The sequence below is a fragment of the Bradyrhizobium iriomotense genome, assembly GCF_030160715.1.
In the GTDB taxonomy this organism is placed as follows: Bacteria; Pseudomonadota; Alphaproteobacteria; order Rhizobiales; family Xanthobacteraceae; genus Bradyrhizobium; species Bradyrhizobium iriomotense.
Genome location: NZ_BSOW01000003.1, coordinates 326,088 through 345,375, shown reverse-complemented (window position 1 = coordinate 345,375; position 19,288 = coordinate 326,088). Strand labels below are relative to the sequence as shown.

Sequence of the window (19,288 nt, the reverse complement as noted above, 5' to 3'; positions counted from 1 at the left end):
AGCGGCCCTATTTGTTGAGACCGGCCGTCGGCGCCGCACCGGGCGGCGTCGGCGCCACCGGCAGAGCCGACACCACCGCGCCCTTGATCATGCGATCGGTGCCGAGCGGCGATGAGGCGTCGACGGTTCCCTTGATCACGAAGTCCACGACGTCGGCCGAAAATTCCACCGGGTTGTCCGTGTGGATGAAGTGCCCGGTCTCCGGATAGATCTTGAGCATCGGCCGGTTGCCGGCGTTGGTCATGCGCGTCATGAACGGCGTGATGACGTCGCGCCCGAGGTCAGTCAGCCCGTTGAAGGCGGGCGTCGGGATGAACGGCTCCTTGTCGCCGAACGCGAGGAAGATCGGCGCCTTGATCTGGGTGACCCGGTCGTAGAGGTTCTTCGGATCATCCTGCTGCAGCTCCGCGCCGATCGTATAAATGTCGAAGATGAAGACGTTGCACCACTGCTCGAGCTCCTTGGGATTGCCCTTGGTGAGCCCGACGCGTTGCTCGGTGTGGAAGCGGGCATATTCGCTGTCATTGAAAAAGTAACCGCTCTTGGCGGCCGACACCACGCCGGTGTCGGGGTCACGCTTCTTGAAGTAGAAGAAATCGCGGATGTTCTGCTCGTCGCGCGCCTTCTCCGCCGCCAGGATTCCGGTCTGGTCCCAGACCTGCTTCCACTTGTCGAAATCGCGCCCGAGGCCCGGTGCGAACAGCGGCGCCTTCTTGTCCTTCGCGATGGTGATGTCGCGCGGATATTCCTCGAGTCCGGATGGCGCTTCCAGCGCAAGGCCCTGCACCGCATCCGGCCAGGTCAGCGCGTAGCCCACAACGAACTGTCCGCCGAGGGAGTGGCCGAGATAATAAGCCTTCTTGACGCCGAGCTGGTTGACTACGAGGTCGTAGATGGTCTCGCGCATGTCCTGCATGGTGCGGGCCGGGCTCTTGTCGAGATTGCCGGGGCCGGACATGCCGTAGTGCGGAAGGTCGGGCACGATCACGCGCAGGCCGCTGCGCAGGGCGTATTGCATGACGTTGCCGTAGTGGCCTCCGAATGCGCCCTTGCCATGGATGATGACGAGCACCTTCGGATCCTTGTCGGTGCCGGCATATTCGTCCATGTAGCCAATCTGCCAGGACGTCCCGCTCTTGTCCTTGGCGTTGGCGTATTTGACCGGATAGGGATAGGTCACAAAGTCCTTCCAGAATGACTTCTTCGGATCAATGTCGCCGGCCACACCGGGCACGCGATAGTTCTTATCGACGAACTTCTGCGCACGATCGAGAGCCGCCACGTCGTCCATGAAGGCGACGAACTTCGGATCATTCTTGCGCTGGTTGATGATCGGGAACACCCCGTAATGGGCGACCGGGCTCTCCTGCGCGATGAGGTCTGCGCCCGGCACGCGATCGACGGCCTTCTGGGCCAGCTTGAAGTTCAGCCAGAGATCGTTGGTGATGTGCATCACCAGCGTGCGTGCCTGGATGCGGCCGAGATAGGGATTGATGTTGTGGATCTCGCCGACCCTGTTGCGCCAGACGAGATCGACGGCGTCATAGAGCTTGGCGCGGTTGGTGACGTTCAGCCCGGCCTTCTCGTTCGGCGGATCCCAGTAGAAGATCTCGGGCTGGACTGCGGTCCAGTTCTGGGTCGTGCGATAGGCAAAGTCGTAGCCCGTCATGCCCAGGATCGACCAGCCGAACGCGACACCCGGCACCGGATGCTTCTCTTTGGGCAGCTTATAATAGTCGCCGTTGGACGCCTGCCAGACCGGATCGGACTCGATTGCGGCCGTCATCATCTGGAAGGTCCAGTTGCCGACGGGATCTTCGGCATCCGACTGCGTGGTGCCGCCGATCGGCATCAGCGCACTGATGTACTCGGGATGCATGACGCCCCAGACATAAGTCTGGGTGCCGCCCATCGAAACGCCGGTGACCAGCGCCACGCGCGCGACCTTCAACTCGTCGCGCAGCAGGCGATAGTTCGCCTGCACCATGTCGTAGTAGCTGTACTGCGGAAACTTGATGCCGAGGCCGTCCGACGGCTTGCTCGCACCCCAGGTGCCGAGTGGATCGACCATGATGATGAAGTAACGATCGGTGTCGATCGGCCGGCCCGGGCCGATGATCGGCACGCCGCCGGACAGCGGGGCGCCCTTGACCCACTGCTCGAACATGTCGGTGGAGTCGCCGGAATAATAGGAGTTGATGACGACTGCGTTGGTGATCTCGCCGGCCGCGTTGCGCCGCGCGTTGCCAACGGTGATATAGGCGGTACGCAGCTTGCCAGCGCCCAGCGATTCCAGCGTGACGCCGCCCTCGCCGCCAAACTCCCATTTGGAGGGATCCGAGAGGTCGTATTTGCCGCCGATCTTGAAGTTGGCGATCTCGTAAGTCTTCTTCAGCCCGTCATGCTGCATCTGTGATGAGCGGCGGGTGAAGGGTTGCGCGACTGCGAGAGCCGTGCCGACCAGCAACACGATCAGGCTGACGAAGCAGCGTTTGAGGACGTCTCTCCCGATCATGGCGGATTCCTCCTGGCGGTGTTTTGCAAAAACGCTAGGGACGTCACTCCGGGGAGCTTTGATTTAGCTCAATGGAATCCCCGACCAGAGATTGAAGATCGCAGCGGTCAAACGGCAGCCGGTCGTCGCAATGCCCTTCCTCAATCACGGCTCATATCGGATACGCTATGAGCTCGAAGGACGGCCCGATGCTCCCGCCTATGTCCTGGTGAATGGCCTCACGCAATATGCCGAGCTCTGGGCCGCCTATCGCGAGGCTCTGGTCGCGCGGCATTTCCGCGTGGCGACCTTCGATCTGCTCGGCCAGGGCGGCTCGGACAAGCCGGCCCTGTTCATCAACCAGGACGACCAGATTACCGCGCTTCATCGCCTGATCGGCGAGCTTGGCGATGGACCGATCTTCCTCAGCGGTATCAGCTTCGGCGGACTCATTGCGCTGCGCTACGCGATCGAGCACGGCAAGCGGCTGTCCGGCCTGGTGCCGATGAGCTGCTTTGCGGAGCTTTCCCCACAACTGCTCCTGATCGGCAACGCCTTGCGCACCGGCCTGATCCTGGGCGGCACGGGCTATCTTCAGGATCTGCTGCTGCCGATGAACCTGTCCGACCAGTGGCTGAAGCCACTCCTGGACAAGCTTGACAGCGTCAAGCGGCAGGGCTGGCTCGTCAACGACCTCTACGCGCTCCAGAACCTGATGGAGTCCTTTCTCGACTTCCAGCCGCTGACGCCGCAGCTCTCGTCGATCACGGTCCCGACCATGATCCTGAACGGCGAGTTCGACTTCCTGACGCCGCGCGTGCTGCACGAAACCCTGCGGGTCGAAATCCCGAGCAGCTCGCTGGTGATCATCCCGAAGGCCTATCACGCCTTCACGCTCGAAAAGGGCGCCCTCACCGCCGATCTGCTGGCGCGCTTCGCCGAAGACGTGCTCGCCGGACGCTGGCGGGGCGACAAGGCGGTCTTCGTCGCGCCGGAAGAGCCCGGTGGCGAGCTCACGCCGTTTCCTCTAGGTTACGACCACCTGCGCGCGATCCCGGTGCAGAGGGCGTCGACATGAGCGGATTTTTCGGACCACTCGATGCCGAAGGCCGCGTGCCGCCGCACCAGCAGACGCGCGTTGCAGCCTTTCTCATGTCCGCCCACGGCGCCCTGGCGCGACAGTTCGCGTACACCTTGCCCACGACGCTCGATTCCGCCTGGCAGACCGAGCTGAACGCGCAGTTTTACCGCGAGACCGAACTCGTGACGCTGCTGCTGCGCGCGACCAGTTGGGTGCCGGATCCTGGTCTGGGCTACATGGCCGTGACCTGGGAAAGCGCGTGGTATCCGGTGCCGATCCATGAGATTTCGGACTGGCACCTGGCGGTAGCGGCCGGACTTGCAACGCTCGCCCATGCCGTGCACGCCGGCATACGGCCAGCGGCGCTGTTGCCGGTGGAAGCAAATCCCGACGACCCCTTTGTGGCGGCGCTGCGCCGCATCGAGTTCGAAAGCGGCCGTCTGCTTCAGGCGCAGATCCTGCTCTTGAAGGGCTCCAGCCTCGTTCCCCATCGCGATGTCGTCAACGCGGCCCTCGAACGGCGTCACAGCGAGGTGCGCAAGCTCTGGGGCAACATGCTGCAAAGCGTCGGCGTCGCCCTCGGCGATTCAAATGATGAAAAGCCTTGATGCAAATCAAGGCAACGCGGTGACAGCCGTCAAACATCCGCACGCTGCTGCCCTTGCGTTTCATCGGAGTTGCCGCCATGAAGGCCGTTTCCGTCGAAGAAGCCGTTGCGATGATCCCGGCAGGTGCGAGCGTCATGGTCGGCGGGTTCATGGGCGTCGGGACACCGGAGCGCCTGCTCGATGAAGTCGTCCGGCAGCGGAAGACCGGGCTTTCGCTGATCTGCAATGACGCAGCCACGCCCGGCAAAGGCGTCGGCAAGCTGTTCGATGCCGCGCTGGTGTCGCGGCTGACCGCAACCCATATCGGCCTCAATCCGAAGGCGCAGCAGCAGATGCTGGCGAACCAGATCGCCGTCGATCTCGTTCCGCAAGGCACGTTCGTCGAGCGCATTCGCGCGGGCGGATGCGGCCTCGGTGGCGTTCTGACCCCGACCGGCGTGGGCACGCTGGTCGCCGAAGGCAAGCGACAGATCGAGGTCGACGGCAAGCCGTTCCTGCTCGAGACCGCGCTGCGGGCGCAGTACGCGCTGGTGCATGCCTTTCTCGCCGACTACCTCGGCAACCTCGCCTACGCCCTGACCTCCCGCAACTTCAATCCCGTGATGGCGATGGCCGCCGACACCGTCATCGTCACGGCGGATAACATCGTGCCGGTCGGCGTCATCGCGCCCGATCACGTCGTGACGCCGGCGCCGCTCGTCGACTTCCTCATTACCAACGGGTGAGATCATGGATGCACAGACCATCATCGCCCGGCGCGTCGCCAAGGAGCTCAGGAACGGTGACCTCGTCAATCTCGGCATCGGCATTCCGACGCTGGTCGCGAACTACGTTCCCTCCGATCTGAAGGTGTTCTTTCAATCGGAGAACGGACTCATCGGCACCGGCCCGATCCCGGAGCAAGGCATGGCGCATCCGACGCTGACGGACGCCGGCGGCCGCCCGATCAGCGCCCTGCCCGGCGCTTCCACCTTCGACAGCGCGATGTCCTTCGGATTGATCCGCGGCGGCCATGTCGACGTCACCGTCCTCGGCGGCCTTCAGATCGACGCGCATGGCCACCTCGCCAACTGGATGATCCCCGGCAAGATGGTGCCGGGCATGGGCGGCGCGATGGATCTCGTCAGCGGCGCCAAGCGCGTCATCGTCGCCATGCAGCACGCGGCCAAGGGCAAGTCGAAGATCGTCGCCAAATGCACGCTGCCGCTGACGTCGGCGCGGCCGGTGAGCCTGGTGGTCACCGACATGGCCGTGATCGGCTTTCCCGACGGCAAGGCGACACTGCTGGAGACCGCGCCCGGCGTCAGCATCGGTGAGGTCATGGCGGTGACGGAGGCCGAGCTCACGGTTCCCGACAGCGTGCCGGAAATGAAGATCTGACGGGGCAGGCCATGCGGACATTCAGCGATTTCAAAGAGGTCAAATCCGCGGTCGGCACCGAGATCGGCGCCAGCGACTGGATCGAGATCACCCAGGATCGCATCAACCAGTTCGCCGACGCGACCTGCGACGAGCAGTGGATCCATGTCGACCAGGAGCGCGCGAGCAAGGAGATGCCGGGCGGCAAGACCATCGCGCACGGGCTGTTGTCGCTGGCGCTCGCCCCGCTCTTCATCCGCTCCGTGATCGGCCTGAAGGGCCTGCGCAACACGCTCAACTACGGCGCTGACCGGATACGCTATCTGGCGCCGGTTCCCGCCGGCTCGAAACTTCGCGGCCGCGTCACCATCGCCGAAGCCGAGGACGTCCCGCCGGACGGCCTGCGCGTGAACTATCATCTCGTCATCGAGATCGAAGGCGGCAAGAAGCCCGCCTGCGTCGCCGAGCTGATCGCCCTGCACTATCGTTGAGCATGCCTCAGTCGATGATGTGGTAGCCGCCGTCGATGTAGACGACGCTGCCGGTCATCAGCTTGGCGCCATCGAGCGCCAAGAAGGCCGTGGCATGGCCGACGTCGTCGATGCTGACGAGGCTGCGTGAGGGCGCTTTCGACTGTGCCTTGTCCATGAGCTCGTCGAACTCCGGAATGCCAGACGCTGCACGGGTCGCCAGCGGCCCCGGCGAGATCGCGTGCACGCGGATGCCTTTCGGCCCGAGCTCCGCCGCGGCGTAGCGGACGGCCGCTTCCAGCGCGGCCTTCGCCACGCCCATGATGTTGTAGTTCTCCACGACCATCTGACTGCCGTAATAGGTCATGGTGAACAGGGTGCCGCCATTCTTCATCAGCGGCTCCGCCAGATGCGCCATGCGCAGGAACGACCAGCAGGAGACCTCCATGGTCTTGAGAAAACCGTCGCGGCCGACGTCGACCACGCGTCCGTGTAGCGCCTCTTTCGGCGAGAAGGCGATGGAATGCAGCAGGAAATCGAGCTGGCCCCACTCCTTCGCGATGCGCTCGAACACCTTCTCGGTCTGGCCTTCGACCATCACGTCCATCGGCATGAAGATCGGCGCCTCCAGCGCCTGCGCCAGCGGCTCGACATGCTTCTTGGCGCGATCGTTCAGATAAGTCACGGCGAGCTCGGCGCCGAGTGCGCGAAACGCCCGGGCGCAGCCCCAGGCGATCGACTGATCGTTGGCGATGCCAACGACGAGACCCTTCTTTCCCTTCAGCGCAACCTTCGTCTCCGGATACACGGGAATCATGACACCCTCTCAGATCTGGCGTTTTGCGATTTTCCGTTCATCAGCAGCGCCAATGTGTGCTGCGCGATCATCAGTTCCTCGTCGGTCGGCACGACGTAGACGGGAATGAGACTGTTCGGTCGCGAAATTTGCCGCGAGTGTCGCGCGTTCTCGGCCGCATCGAGCGCGACGCCCAGCCAGCCGAGTTGCTCGGCGACGCGCGCGCGAATGCTGGCGGAGTTCTCGCCGATGCCGGCGGTGAAGACGAAGGCGTCGAGGCCCTGCAAGGCGGCCGCGAGCATCCCGGCGCTGAGGCCGATCCGGTAGACGAAGTAGTCGATCGCAAGCTTTGCGCGCGGATCCGCGCTCGCTTCCAGTTCCCGCATGTCGTTGCTGACGCCGGACAGGCCCTTCAGTCCGCAATCGCGATAGAGGAAGTCCTGCACTTTCGCAGCCGACATGCCCTTCTCGGCGATCAGATAGAGCACGACGCCGGGATCGAGCTGGCCGGGACGCGTGCCCATCGGCAGGCCGTCCAGCGCCGTAAAGCCCATGGTGCTCTCGACGCTCTGCCCACCCTTCATCGCGCACATCGAGGCGCCGCTGCCGAGATGGGCAACAATCATCCGCCGTTTGGCGATGTCGGGCGCGATCTGCGGCAACGTCTTCGAGATGTATTCGTAGGACAGGCCATGAAAGCCATAGCGCCGCACGCCTTCCGCATGAAGCTGGTGCGGGATCGCGTAATGATCGGCGAGTGGCCCATGGCTGCGGTGGAACGCGGTGTCGAAGCAGGCAACCTGCGGAAGCGCGGGGAAATTCGCAAGGATCGAACGGATCGGCGCCAGATTATGCGGCTGATGCAGCGGCGCCAGCGGGACGAAACGCTCCAGGCGCGCCACCACGCCGTGATCGATCAGGACAGGCCGCTCAAACTCCGGTCCGCCGTGCACGACACGATGCCCGACAGCCAGCGGATGGATGCGAACCTCGTCTCTCAGCCACTCGCCCGCGACCTGCATCGCGGCCGGAACGTCCGGGATCGCCTCGATCGGATAGGCGCGATCGGCCAGGGGATCGCCGCCTGCCCCGCTTGCCCGCAAGCGCGGCCGGCTGCCGATGCCGTCCATCTGCCCCTTGATCTGCCGGCAAAGCTTGCCCTCCCCCTCGATCGAGTAAACCTGGAACTTGACGCTCGAGGAACCGGCATTGATGACGAGGATGGTGTCCATGGCAGTCACGCGGCAACTGTTGGCGCCTTTTGGCGTCGTGCGTAGGCATAAAGCGCGGCCACGGCGCAGGATGCCATCCGCGCCCGCGGGCTGTCGGCCCGCGACGTCAGGACCACCGGCACCCGGGCGCCGAGCACGATGCCGGCGCCATCCGCCTTGGCGAAATAGGCGAGATTCTTCGCGAGCATGTTGCCGGCCTCCAGATCAGGCACGACCAGAATCTGGGCACGGCCGGCTACCTCGGACTTGATGCCCTTGATCCGCGCGGCCTCGACATCGATGGCGTTGTCGAAGGCCAACGGTCCGTCGAGCAAGCCCCCGGTGATCTGGCCGCGATCGGCCATCTTGCAGAGCGCGGCAGCCTCGATCGTCGAGGGAATTTTTGACGTCACCGTCTCGACCGCCGACAGGATCGCGACCCTCGGCGCCTTGCCGAAACCGGCAAGGTTGTAGAGGTCGATCGCGTTCTGGATAATGTCGCGCTTGGCGTCGAGATCCGGGAAGATGTTGATGGCCGCGTCGGTGACGAAAATGGTCTCGGCATAGGCCGGCACGTCCATGATGAAGACATGGCTGATGCGCCGGTCGGTGCGCAGGCCGCCGACCTTCGCGGTAACGGCGCGCATCAGCTCGTCGGTGTGCAGGCTGCCCTTCATCAACAATTCGCCGCGAGCCTCGTGGATCAGCTCGACGCCTTTGGCCGCGGCCGCGTCGCTGTGTGGCGCATCGACGATCTCATACCCGGCAATATCGAGGCCGAACCTGCTCGCGGTCTCCCTGATCTTCCGCTCCGGACCGACCAGCAGCGGCCGGATGATTCCCGCGCTCGCGCTGTCGACGGCGCCGCGCAGCGATGTCTCGTCGCAGGGGTGGACGACGATGGTCGGCGTAGGCGGTACGGCCTTGGCGGCCGCGATCAGACGGTCGTATTTGCTGCCCGCTTGAGCTTGCGTCGTGTCGGCCGGCATGATGTCACTCCCAAATCTGTCAATGCGCGTTACGACGCCCTTGCCTGGGGATCGAAAGGGGCGACCTTCGACACCGGCTCTCCTCCCTCATCCACACCGAAGAGCCCGGCGACCTGCTTCAGGCGCTTTGCTCGCTCTCCCGTGATGTCCTCGCTTGCCGACAGCACTTCGCGCATCGCCGCGAATGCTCCGCGCCGCTGATTGACATCGTCAGGCAGCATCTTCGGGATCGCAGCCAAGGCTGCGTCCCGATCCAGCAGCAACATGAAGAATTGCTCGCGCACCAGCATCTTGAACTCGGCCAGCGTCAACCGCGCTCCCGCATGGTCGCGCCGAACCTGGCGCAAAGCCTCGATGCTGCGCTCGTCCACCATGCCGCGGGCGGAACCGACATAAAGCAGCGCCCGAATGGCCGCCTCGCGAAGGCCGCCCTCGCCGATCTTCGACTTCAACTCGGCGATCCGCCGATCCAGCATCGCCCGGTGTTCGGCCGTCATCTCCCGCCGGGCGGATGGCGCGGCGTTCGGATCCACTCCGACCGCCGCCTGCAAGGCCGGCGAACCATAGACATTGAGGAAGATGGCTTCGCTCAACGCCTCCTGCGAATCCCGCCAGCTGTCCAGCGCGTGAACGATCTGCTTGGACATCTGTTCCTGGAACGCCAGGAACGGATTGTCCTTCGAGGCCGGCTTGCGCTTGTCCTCGACCTCGTCGGCAGCCGATTTCACCACCGACATCCACGGATTCTGGCTGCTGAAGGCCTCATATTGCAGCCGCAGCGGGTGCATGTTGCGCGCCAACTCCGCCATTTGCGGGGTCACCATGCCCTTGATCCAGGGCTGGACGTACTTTTGATAGGCCGCAAGATTGAGTTCCGAGACGCGCTTGGCGGCGGCGAACCGCAGCTCATCCTCGGGTGAATTGCCGCCCATGGCGCGGATATCATCCAGCGTCCGCGCCTCGCAGCGCATAATCCATTGGCCAGTTGCGAGATCGGCATTGAGGGTACCAGAGCCCCTCGCCTCGAAGGTTGCTTCATAGAGCCCGGGCGGCAGCACGTCGATCAGGTCGATATTGCCCGAGAATTCGGCGTGCTCCTTCTTGGCGACGCCGCCAGACACGAAGATGCCGAGATGGCCGACGCTTTCGTGCACGGTATAGACGATCGTCTGCCCATAGGCCCTGATCTCATCGACATCGGCATAGCAATCGAGGACCCAGTGCAATGCCTGCTGCGGCGGGGTGATGTTGTCACCCTTGGAGCAGAACACCACGATCGGCGAGCGGATGTTGCGCAGATCCACTTTTCGGCCGTCGGACATCACGATCTTGCCGGCCGCGAGATTGTTGCCGACGAACAGCTCGTCGACGATGAACTGGATCTCCTCGGCATTGAGGTTGACGTGCCCACCCCACCAGCGCTCGAATTCGAGGTAGCGGTCCGCCTCCGTGTCGACCTTGGAATAGACGTTATATTGCTTGGTCCAGAGCGTGTTCGACGGATTCTGGTTCTCGAAGTTTTGCACCAGCCAGGCGCCATCGAACTTGCCGCCTCCGAGATCGCTCGCAAGCGCCGTCAGCCAGCTTCCGCCGAGCAGCCCGCCCGAGTAGCGCATGGGATATTTGCCGTGCACACCAGCCCAATAAGCGAGCGGCGCGCCGGCAATGATCAGCGGTCCGAACAGTTCCGGGCGCAGCGAGGCCAGGATCATGACCGCCCAGCCGGCCTGGCAATTGCCGATCACGCAGGGCTTGCCGTCCGCGTCGGGATGGCGGCTGATCACCTTCTCGATGAAAAGCGCTTCGGCGCGGGCTATACACTCGATCGTCTGTCCCGGCATCGGTTCCGGAAGGAATCCGATGAAATAGCAGGGATGGCCGGCTTTCATCGCGACGCCGATCTCGCTGTCGGCCTTGAAGCCGCCGATGCCCGGCCCATGGCCCGCGCGGGGATCGACCACGACGAAAGGCCGCCGCTTCATATCGATTTCGACGCCCTTGGGCGGAATGATGCGCACCAGCGCGTAATTGACCGGCTCGTCCAGCTTGCGGCCGTCCATGATCAATTCGGCAGCATATTGCAGGACATGCGGCGCGGTCTGCGCGACATGTTCCCGGTATTGGTCACCGCGTTGACGCATGATGTCCAGGAACAGGACGCTGCGCTGGCCCGCATCCACCAGATATTCGACGGCCGACGCAACCAGCCCAGACATGGGACCACCGGGGAATTGCGCTTTGTCTTGTGCTCTGTCCTGTGCTTTGTCCATGGACATGTTCCGACCTCGCTGTCGCGCTGCGTCATTCAAGGAGCGTGGCCTCTGGCGAACGTTGATCTAGGTCAACGTCGAGCGCCCTTTAAAGCGGTGTCGAAATAGGGCGCGCGGCAGCGATCATGGCCGAGGCGGTATCGGAACCCCCAATGGCAGAGGCTGCGAATTATTCAGCCCAGGAGTTTCTGAAGGACGGCAGCGCGGTCGAGATCAGGGCGCTGCGTCCCGAGGACGAGGCGGAGATGCTGGCCGCGATCGAGCGGACGAGCCCGCAATCCCTGCAGCGTCGCTTCTTTGCCATGAAGCGCCACTTCTCGGACAAGGAGCGGGCCTTCTTCATGCAGGTCGACTTCAAAAATCACGTCGCGCTCGCGGCGCTTGTCCGTGGAAGCGACGGAGAGATGATTGTCGGAGGTGGCCGATACATCGTCTTCGAGCCCGGGCTGGCGGAGATGGCCTTCGTCGTGGTCGACGCGTTCCAGGGACGCGGACTCGGCTCTCTCCTGATGCGACATCTCATCAGCCTTGCGCGCGATGGTGGATTGCGGGAGTTGACGGCGGAGGTGCTACCCGAGAACACGGCGATGCTACGCGCATTCGAAAGGTCCGGCTTCAAGCCGGCCGCGCGCCGAGACCCGCAGACGGTCCATCTTGTCCTCAAGCTCGGCTAGAGCATGATCCGGAAAAGTGTGGAGCGGTTTTCCGAAAAGATCATGCTCAAACAAGAACCTAAAGCGCGACGACGATTCATCCCAATCTCATCGCGCTTTAAGGCTCAGCCGCTCGTCGGCTTTTCTACCGGCGCGCCGCTGTCAATGCGGATCCACGCCGCGGCGAGTTCCCAGGCTACCGACAGGATGATCGGCCCGATGAACAGGCCGATGATCCCGTGCGCGAGTGTTCCTCCGATCACGCCAATGAGAATGACAAGCGTCGGCGTGGTCAGGCCTCGTCCCATCACGAGCGGCTTCAGAATATTGTCGAGGAACCCGACAAGGACGAGAAATACCGTCAGGAGCAATGCCGTCGTCACGTCCTTGTCCGTCCAGATCCAGATGATCACCGGCAGAAGGACGATGAGGGGGCCGATCTGCACGATCGACAACAGCAGGACCACGAAAGCCAGCAGGCCCGCGCTTGGAATATCAGCCAGCTTGAAGCCGATACCGGCCAGCAAGGCCTGAATGATCGCGACGCCGATCACGCCCTGCGCCACCGCGCGGATGGTCGCACCCGCCAAAGCCAGAAAGTGCTCGCTCTGCTCCGGGACGATCCGAGCCAGGAAACCACGCGTCACCGCCACGAGTTGCGGTCCGAAAGGAAGGAGAATGCCGGAGACGAGAACGGACACCAGGAACTGGAGCGTGCCGAGACCGGCATCGCCTGCAAACGACAGCAGCGGTCCCGCGAGCGGCTTCAGATAGGGCGCGATCTCGCGCAATACGGCCCGGATGTTGGTGTAGGCCTGATCCCAGAGTTCATAGAGCTGCGGGCCGATCAATGGCCATGTCTTGACCCGCTCCGGCGCCGGCTGAAGCGCGAGCTCGCCGGTGCCGAGCTGGCTTGCCAGATCCTTCACACCCTCCACCGCGCTCACGCCGAGCCAGGCGGCCGGGCCGAGAACGATGCCAAGCGCGATGAGCGTGAGGATCGCCGCCGCCGTCCGGGGACGTCCGCCGAGCAGTTTCGCGAGCCAGCTGAAGGCGGGAAAGAACGCCACCGCAAGGACCGCGCTCCAGGTCAGGATCGACACGAAGGGGCGAATGATGACGAATGTCCAGATGATCAGCAAGGCCAGCAGGCCAAGCCGGATCAGGAGCTGGATGATGTCTTCTGCGGACAAGAGCTGGCGGAGCGTCTTCACGGCGGACTCTCATCTCGAGGCAGCCTTCGCAAAAATATCGATCGGCCTCGCACGATCCTGTTGACCCAGATCAATGATCGCCGCTCCGGCGGACGAGGATAGCCGACTGCCGTGTAAAAGAACTCAGGCCATCTCGACGGCATCGACGCACTTCAGGGCGCCGGGCCCGGCGCGGCCGAAGGCAATGCGATAGCCGATGGCGGAGAAGACCCAGGCGAGCACGAACAGGGCGATCACCGCGAAGCCGAAATTGGCGAGCGAGCCGTTGAGGCTTTCGATCAGCGTCCACAGCCCGCCCTCAAGACCGAGGCGGTCCCCAATCAGCCCGAGCGCCTCGACGCCGCCGATGAACAACGCGACCACGACGGAAGCGCCGGTGATGGTGAGGTTGTACCAGAGCTTGCGCATGGGATCGACGAAGGCCCAGCGATAGGCGCTCACCATCAGCGTCGAGTCGGCCGTGTCGACCAGCGCCATGCCGGCGGCGAACAGCGCGGGAAACACCAGCACATCGGACAGCGACGCGCCGCGTGCGGCTTCCGTCGCCGAGATGCTCAGCAAGCCGATTTCGGTCGCGGTGTCGAAGCCGAGCCCGAACAGGAAGCCGAGCGGATACATGTGCCAGGATTTCGAGACCATACGGAACATCGGCGCGAGCAGCCGCGCCAGGAGGCCGCGGCCGGCGAGCAGTGCTTCGAGCTTTGCGACATCATGGGTGCCTTGGGCGCGGACCGCGCGCAGCGTCCGCCACAGGCCGACGAAAATCGCGAGATTGACCATGCCGATCAGCAGCAGGAAGAGCGCGGACACCGAGGTGCCGATCAGGCCGCCGACGGTCTTGAGCAGGCTGTCACCGCCGAGGCTCACCACGCCAAGGCAGAGCAGCAACGTGGCAACGACCACGACCGTGGAATGGCCGAGCGCAAAAAAGAGGCCGGCGCTTTTCGGCGCATCGTCCGCATGCATCAGCTTGCGCACGACATTGTCGATGGCCGCGATGTGATCGGCATCCACAGCGTGGCGCAGGCCGAACACCCAGGCGAGCAGTGCGGTCGCCATCACCGCGGGCCTGTCGGCGAACAGCGCAAACGCCCAGATCCATGCGGCGATGTTGGCGAGGGTAAGTCCGGTGAACAGCAAAAGGGTGGTGGATCCGCCGCCCCCCTGCCCAGACCACTTCGTCACCCGACCCGCTCCATCCAACCGCGCTCCCCGGTATGATATTTCTATCGAACTATCATACCCGGAAGCAAGCCTAGATGTGGTCCTCAAAAGCGTCCCGCTGCGCCGGCGTCAGATGCAGGCCATGCTTGGTGCGGCGGTCCAGGAAGTCGGCAGGCCTTTTTGCCCATTCTTTCTCGCGCAGAAACGCGGCTTCCCGCTCATAGAAGTCGCCGCCGAAATGACGTCCGAGATCGGCGGAAATGCGGGCCGGGCCCAAAAGCTCGCGGGCACGCGTCCCGTAAAGGCGCGCATAGTGATGGATCAGCTTGCGCGGAAGATCGGGATAGTCGCGCGCGAGGTCGACGACGAAATTGTCGAAGCGACCGCCGATGTCGCCGCCGGGCAGCGGTGCGCCTGCCGTCCATGCCGGCTGCATCTTGGGAAACCAGGCCTCCAGGCGCCCGAGCGCATGCTCGGCGAGCTTGCGATAGGTCGTGATCTTGCCGCCGAAGATCGACAGCAGCGGCGACGCGTCCGGCGTGCCGTGAACCTCGAAGACATAGTCGCGCGTCACCGCGGACGGATTGTCCGCGTTGTCGTCATAGAGCGGCCGTACGCCGGAGAAGGCGTGGACCACTTCGTTTCCGCGCGGCGGGGCCCGGAAGTAGCGGCTCAGGACCCTGAGCAGATAATCGATCTCGCCCTCGTCGATCGCCACGTCCTCGGCGCTGCCATCGTAAGGAATGTCCGTGGTGCCGATCAGCGCGAGGTCGTCCTCATAGGGGTTGACGAAGATCACGCGGCGATCTTCGTTCTGCAGCAGATAGGCCTGCGGCCCGCTCCAGAATTTCGGCACCACCACATGGCTTCCCTTGACCAGCCGGACATTGTGCGAGGAGTTCAGGCCGGCGACGCCCTGCACGACATCCTGCACCCAGGGGCCTGCCGCATTGACGAGCGCACGCGCCCGAACGATCTGCGTGCCGCCGTCCTCGCTCTGCATCTCCAGACGCCAGACGCCCCCTTCCCGGCGCGCGCTCACCGCGCGGGTGCGCGGCAGGATTTTGGCATCGTTCTGCGCGGCATCGATCAAATTGAGGATCACGAGACGGGCATCGTCGACCCAGCAATCCGAATATTCGAAGCCGCGGCGGAATTCGGCGCGCAGCGGCGCGCCCTCCGGCGCATGCGCGAGGTCGAGCCCCCGGCTCGGCGGCAGGCGCTTGCGGCCGCCAAGGTGGTCGTAGAGGAACAGACCGGTGCGGAGCAGCCAGGCCGGCCGCTGCTCCGGCGAGTGTGGCAGCACGAAGCGCATCGGCCAGATGATGTGCGGCGCCGACGCGAGGAGGACCTCGCGCTCGATCAGGGCCTCACGGACCAGGCGAAACTCGTAATATTCGAGATAGCGCAGCCCGCCATGCACGAGCTTGCCGGAGCGTGACGAGGTGCCTTCGGCGAAATCGTCCTTCTCGCACAGCAGAACCTTCAGCCCGCGTCCCGCCGCATCGCGGGCGATACCGGCGCCATTGATGCCACCGCCGATGATGGCGATGTCGACAAGCCCGTGATCCCTGCCCGCGTCAGGCGCAGCGCCCGTCATCGCTTTCCGCTGTGCTTCTTCTCAACCCGTTGCCGTGCCGCCGCCTTCGCGGCGCGCGCCTTTGGATTCGCCTTGGCATTGGATTTGGCCTTGGGCGCCTGCAATCCGTAAGTCGAGAATCCCTTCGCGGTGTCCGCGATCTCCGTCTCGCTGAGAATGTGCGGCGCGCCGAGCGCGAGCGAAAGATAGTATTGCCGTGCGATGGTCTCGAGCTCGACCGCCAGCCACATCGCCTTGTCGAGATTAGCCCCCACCGCGATCATGCCGTGATTGGCGAGCAGGCAGCCGTTGCGGCCTTCGAGCGCTTGCAGGGCAAGCTCGGATAGCTCAGCCGTGCCGTAACGCGCATAGCCGGCGCAGCGGATGTCGTTGCCGCCGAACGCCGCCATCATGTAGTGACAGGCGGGAATCGGCTTGCGCGCGATCGCGAGCACGGTGGCGTAGGTCGAGTGGGTATGGACGACACCGCCGACATCCGGCCGGCCACGCATGATATCGAGATGAAAGCGCCATTCGGTGGAGGGCTGGAGCGGTCCTTCCCAGGAGCCATGCTCACCTTCGAGCGGCATCGAAGCGATCATCTCCGGCTTCATGGCGTCATAGGGCGTCGCCGACGGCGTGATCAGCATCCGGTCCTTGTAGCGCGCGGAAATATTTCCTGATGTCCCCTGATTCAGACCCGAGGCGTTCATCCACCGGCATTTGGCGATGATCGCTTCGCGTAACTGTCGCTCCTCACGGGTCATGTCGAAACACCTTTCGTCTTCAGCAAGGGTTGAGCGGCGGCTCGCCTGCGAGATAGCGGCGAACCTCTTCCGCGGCCTGATCGGCAGCAATGGTGACGGTGCGCAAGGAGGCGCCGGCGATGTGCGGCGTCAGCGTGACGTTCGGCAGTTGCAGGAGCGGCCAGTCCGGTGGCACCGGCTCGACCGCAAAGGTGTCGAGCATGGCGCCGCCAAGGCGCCCCGAGGACAACAGCTCGAAGAGCGCCTTGTAGTCGACCAGCGGGCCGCGCGCCGTGTTGATCAGCAACGCGCCCGGCTTGACCTGCGCGAGCGCCGCGCGATCGATGAAGCCCGTCGTCTCACTGGTGACCCGCGCGTGCAGGCTGATGACGTCGGCGCGCGCCAGCAGATCCGCCAGGGCGACGTGCTCGACACCGTCATTGCGGTCCTGCGCGCTGAGCTGGACGTAGGGGTCGGCGACCAGGATCTTGCAGCCGAAGGCCTTGAGCAGCTTCACCACGCGGGTGCCGATCGCGCCGTAGCCGACGATGCCGACCGTCATCTCGCCGAGCTCGCGGCCGGTGCGGTCGGCGCGATAGAGATCGCCGCGCCATTCGCCGCCGCGTAAGGACTCGTGGCCGCTGCGGATCAGGCGCGTCTCGGCGAGAATGGCGCCGATGGTGAATTCGGCCACCGCGCTCGCATTGCGGCCCGGGGTGTTGACGACGATCACCCCGTGATCGCGCGTCGCCTGCATGTCGATATTGACGGGACCGCCGCGCGAGACCGCAATGAATTTCAGGTTCGGCAGGCGCTCCAGCATCGATCGCGAGATCGGTGCGAGATGCGTCACGAGCAGCGCTGCGTCGCCGATGAACTCTGCGACCTCGTCCGGATCGCCCATGAACTCCTTCAGGCCATCGAGCTTCGAGCCGGCATAGCCGTGCTCCATCGGCTCGTCCGGCCAGGGCTGCTCCAGAAGGCGGATGTCGACGCCGTTGCCGCAGGCGGCGGTGATCTTCTCGGCGAACACCGACGGCAGCATGAAGCGGTCACCGACGATGGCGATGGAGCTAGACATGACCGGCTCCCGCACGCAGCGCGGCAAGCTGCTTCCAGACCGGCCGCCCCGCGAGCCTCGCCTCCAGATAGGCCGGGAACATTTTCGCATAGCGCGCGGCCAACGCCGGATCCGGCGTCTGCGGTTCGTTCAAATACGGTCTCACCCAATCCTCCGCGCAGGCCGTCATATCCGGATAAAGTCCCGTTGCGACGGCTGCGATCATCGCAGCCCCTCCAGCCCCGGCTTCGCCGCGGCTGCAAACGCGCACTTTACATTCGAGCACCGCGCCAAGGATGGCCCCGAGCGCGCGGCTGCGCGCAGCGCCGCCGGTGATCCGCACCTCGCCTGGCAACGTGCCCATCGCGGCATAGCAATCGCGCGCGGCGAAGGCGAGCCCTTCCATCACGGCGCGCATCAGGTCCCAATAGCCGTGGCGCGACCGCAGACCGATCAGCTGCGCGCAAGCCTCGTGCGCAACGAAGGGCCCGCGCTCGCCGGCATCGGAGATGAAGGGATGGAACAAGAGCTCGCCGGCCTTTGCAGCCAACACCTTCTCATCCAGTCGGCGGATCAGGTCGGCGCGAGAACGCACGACGCCCTCGGTGGCCAAGAGGTCGCGCGCGAGATCGAGCAGCCAGTCGATATTGAGCGTCGCCGCCATGTTGGACTGCATCTGCGTATAGTGACCGGCAACCGGGAACGGCATGGTGTAGCCGGTTGCCTCAGCGTTCAGCGTGACCGCATCGGCGCTGGTGGCGAGACGCATATGCATGCCGGTCGACCCGATGATGGTGCAGCCGACATCGGGAGCCGGATCGTAGAGGCCGGCGCCGAGCGCGTTGCAGACCACATCGACATAGCCGAGCGAGACCGGCACGCCCTCAGGCAGTCCGGTCTCGACGGCGGCAGCCGCACTCAGCGGATGTGTGGTCGTGACCCCGTCGACGACCTCGGGAAACAGGGCCGCGCAATCGGCGATGCCGATCAGGCGCGCAGTCTCCGCATCGAAGCGGCGCTTGCGGAAATCGCCGCAGGTAAAGGTCGATTCCGATGGATCGGTCGCGCGCTGCCCGGTGAGCAGGAAGTAGAGCCAATCCTTGCAGTGAAAGGCCGTCCTTGCTCGCGACAGCGTCTCGGGCGCATGCGCCTGCAGCCAGGCGAGTTGCGGCCCTTGCTGGCAGGCGTTGAGTCCGGAGCCGGTGCGCCGGTAGAGCGCGGCATTGCGCTCGCTGGAGCGGATCCCTTCGACAAGGCCGGCGGCGCGGGAATCCAGCCACAGCAGCGCCGGCGCGACCGGGCGGCCGTCATCGTCGATGAGCCAGGTGCCGTCGCCCTGCCCCGTGACCGCGATCGCCGCGAGACGCCGGGAGATATCCGGCACGGCCGCCACCAGCCCGCGCAACGCGGCAACCGTGTCGGTCCAGGTCCGCGACATGTCCTGCTCGACGTGGCCGCCGGGCGATGTCATGTATGTATTGGGCAGGGAGAAACCGCTGAGCTGCCGCCCGTCATGCGTGAACGCCACGCTCTTGATCAGAGACGTGCCGGCATCGATGCCGATGATCACGTCGCGCTGCGGCGAGGCCGGCAT

Annotated in this window: 17 protein-coding genes; 6 read left to right on the top strand and 11 right to left on the bottom strand. The window is 64.5% G+C overall.

Annotated elements, in window-relative coordinates:
- Positions 1-7: 7 nt before the first annotated feature.
- A complete protein-coding gene (locus QQL28_RS06070; RefSeq protein ID WP_284262229.1) occupies positions 8-2,515 on the bottom strand; it encodes an alpha/beta hydrolase in 2,508 nt (835 codons plus the stop codon).
- A 130-nt stretch (positions 2,516-2,645) separates the two neighbouring features.
- On the opposite strand from QQL28_RS06070, the gene QQL28_RS06065 reads away from it, so the two are divergent.
- From QQL28_RS06065 to QQL28_RS06045, 5 genes are all read left to right on the top strand, one after another.
- Positions 2,646-3,572: an alpha/beta fold hydrolase gene (locus QQL28_RS06065; RefSeq protein ID WP_348522479.1), complete on the top strand. Its 927-nt coding sequence runs from the start codon at positions 2,646-2,648 to the stop codon at positions 3,570-3,572.
- Positions 3,569-4,183: a hypothetical protein gene (locus tag QQL28_RS06060; protein WP_284262222.1), complete on the top strand. Its 615-nt coding sequence runs from the start codon at positions 3,569-3,571 to the stop codon at positions 4,181-4,183. Before QQL28_RS06065 ends, QQL28_RS06060 begins: the two co-directional genes overlap by 4 nt.
- Before the next feature lie 77 nt (positions 4,184-4,260).
- A complete protein-coding gene (locus QQL28_RS06055; protein ID WP_284262220.1) occupies positions 4,261-4,908 on the top strand; it encodes a CoA transferase subunit A in 648 nt (215 codons plus the stop codon).
- Between the two features lie 4 nt (positions 4,909-4,912).
- A complete protein-coding gene (locus QQL28_RS06050) occupies positions 4,913-5,563 on the top strand; it encodes a 3-oxoacid CoA-transferase subunit B (protein WP_284262218.1) in 651 nt (216 codons plus the stop codon).
- 11 nt (positions 5,564-5,574) lie between these two features.
- The gene (locus tag QQL28_RS06045; RefSeq protein WP_284262216.1) at positions 5,575-6,033 is read left to right on the top strand and encodes a MaoC family dehydratase; all 459 of its coding nucleotides are present in this window, start codon (positions 5,575-5,577) and stop codon (positions 6,031-6,033) included.
- A gap of 7 nt (positions 6,034-6,040) precedes the next feature.
- Here the strand turns inward: QQL28_RS06045 and fabI are convergent, their stop codons facing one another.
- The 4 genes from fabI to QQL28_RS06025 are packed head-to-tail and all read right to left on the bottom strand — an operon-like array spanning position 6,041 to position 11,224.
- Entirely contained in the window at positions 6,041-6,829 is a 789-nt protein-coding gene (gene fabI / locus QQL28_RS06040; RefSeq protein ID WP_284262215.1) for an enoyl-ACP reductase FabI, read from the bottom strand.
- Positions 6,826-8,040, bottom strand: coding sequence for an acetate/propionate family kinase (locus tag QQL28_RS06035; RefSeq protein ID WP_284262213.1), 1,215 nt, complete (start codon positions 8,038-8,040; stop codon positions 6,826-6,828). The genes fabI and QQL28_RS06035 overlap by 4 nt, the downstream gene beginning before the upstream one ends.
- Before the next feature lie 5 nt (positions 8,041-8,045).
- Entirely contained in the window at positions 8,046-9,008 is a 963-nt protein-coding gene (locus QQL28_RS06030) for a phosphate acetyltransferase (protein WP_284262211.1), read from the bottom strand.
- A gap of 29 nt (positions 9,009-9,037) precedes the next feature.
- A complete protein-coding gene (locus QQL28_RS06025; RefSeq protein WP_284262209.1) occupies positions 9,038-11,224 on the bottom strand; it encodes a DUF3141 domain-containing protein in 2,187 nt (728 codons plus the stop codon).
- A 206-nt stretch (positions 11,225-11,430) separates the two neighbouring features.
- On the opposite strand from QQL28_RS06025, the gene QQL28_RS06020 reads away from it, so the two are divergent.
- The gene (locus QQL28_RS06020; RefSeq protein WP_284262207.1) at positions 11,431-11,952 is read left to right on the top strand and encodes a GNAT family N-acetyltransferase; all 522 of its coding nucleotides are present in this window, start codon (positions 11,431-11,433) and stop codon (positions 11,950-11,952) included.
- 104 nt (positions 11,953-12,056) lie between these two features.
- On the opposite strand, the gene QQL28_RS06015 is transcribed toward QQL28_RS06020, so the two are convergent.
- The 6 genes from QQL28_RS06015 to QQL28_RS05990 all read right to left on the bottom strand — a co-directional run bounded on the left by QQL28_RS06015 (position 12,057) and on the right by QQL28_RS05990 (position 19,288).
- The gene (locus QQL28_RS06015; RefSeq protein WP_284262205.1) at positions 12,057-13,145 is read right to left on the bottom strand and encodes an AI-2E family transporter; all 1,089 of its coding nucleotides are present in this window, start codon (positions 13,143-13,145) and stop codon (positions 12,057-12,059) included.
- 123 nt (positions 13,146-13,268) lie between these two features.
- On the bottom strand, positions 13,269-14,330 hold the full coding sequence (locus QQL28_RS06010; protein WP_284262203.1) for a HoxN/HupN/NixA family nickel/cobalt transporter: 1,062 nt from the start codon (positions 14,328-14,330) through the stop codon (positions 13,269-13,271).
- 70 nt (positions 14,331-14,400) lie between these two features.
- The gene (locus QQL28_RS06005; protein ID WP_284262201.1) at positions 14,401-15,909 is read right to left on the bottom strand and encodes a glycerol-3-phosphate dehydrogenase; all 1,509 of its coding nucleotides are present in this window, start codon (positions 15,907-15,909) and stop codon (positions 14,401-14,403) included.
- On the bottom strand, positions 15,906-16,655 hold the full coding sequence (locus QQL28_RS06000) for a class II aldolase/adducin family protein (RefSeq protein WP_284262199.1): 750 nt from the start codon (positions 16,653-16,655) through the stop codon (positions 15,906-15,908). The genes QQL28_RS06005 and QQL28_RS06000 overlap by 4 nt, the downstream gene beginning before the upstream one ends.
- 19 nt (positions 16,656-16,674) lie before the next feature.
- The gene (locus QQL28_RS05995; protein ID WP_284262197.1) at positions 16,675-17,715 is read right to left on the bottom strand and encodes a 2-hydroxyacid dehydrogenase; all 1,041 of its coding nucleotides are present in this window, start codon (positions 17,713-17,715) and stop codon (positions 16,675-16,677) included.
- Positions 17,708-19,288: an FGGY-family carbohydrate kinase gene (locus QQL28_RS05990; RefSeq protein ID WP_284262194.1), complete on the bottom strand. Its 1,581-nt coding sequence runs from the start codon at positions 19,286-19,288 to the stop codon at positions 17,708-17,710. Before QQL28_RS05990 ends, QQL28_RS05995 begins: the two co-directional genes overlap by 8 nt.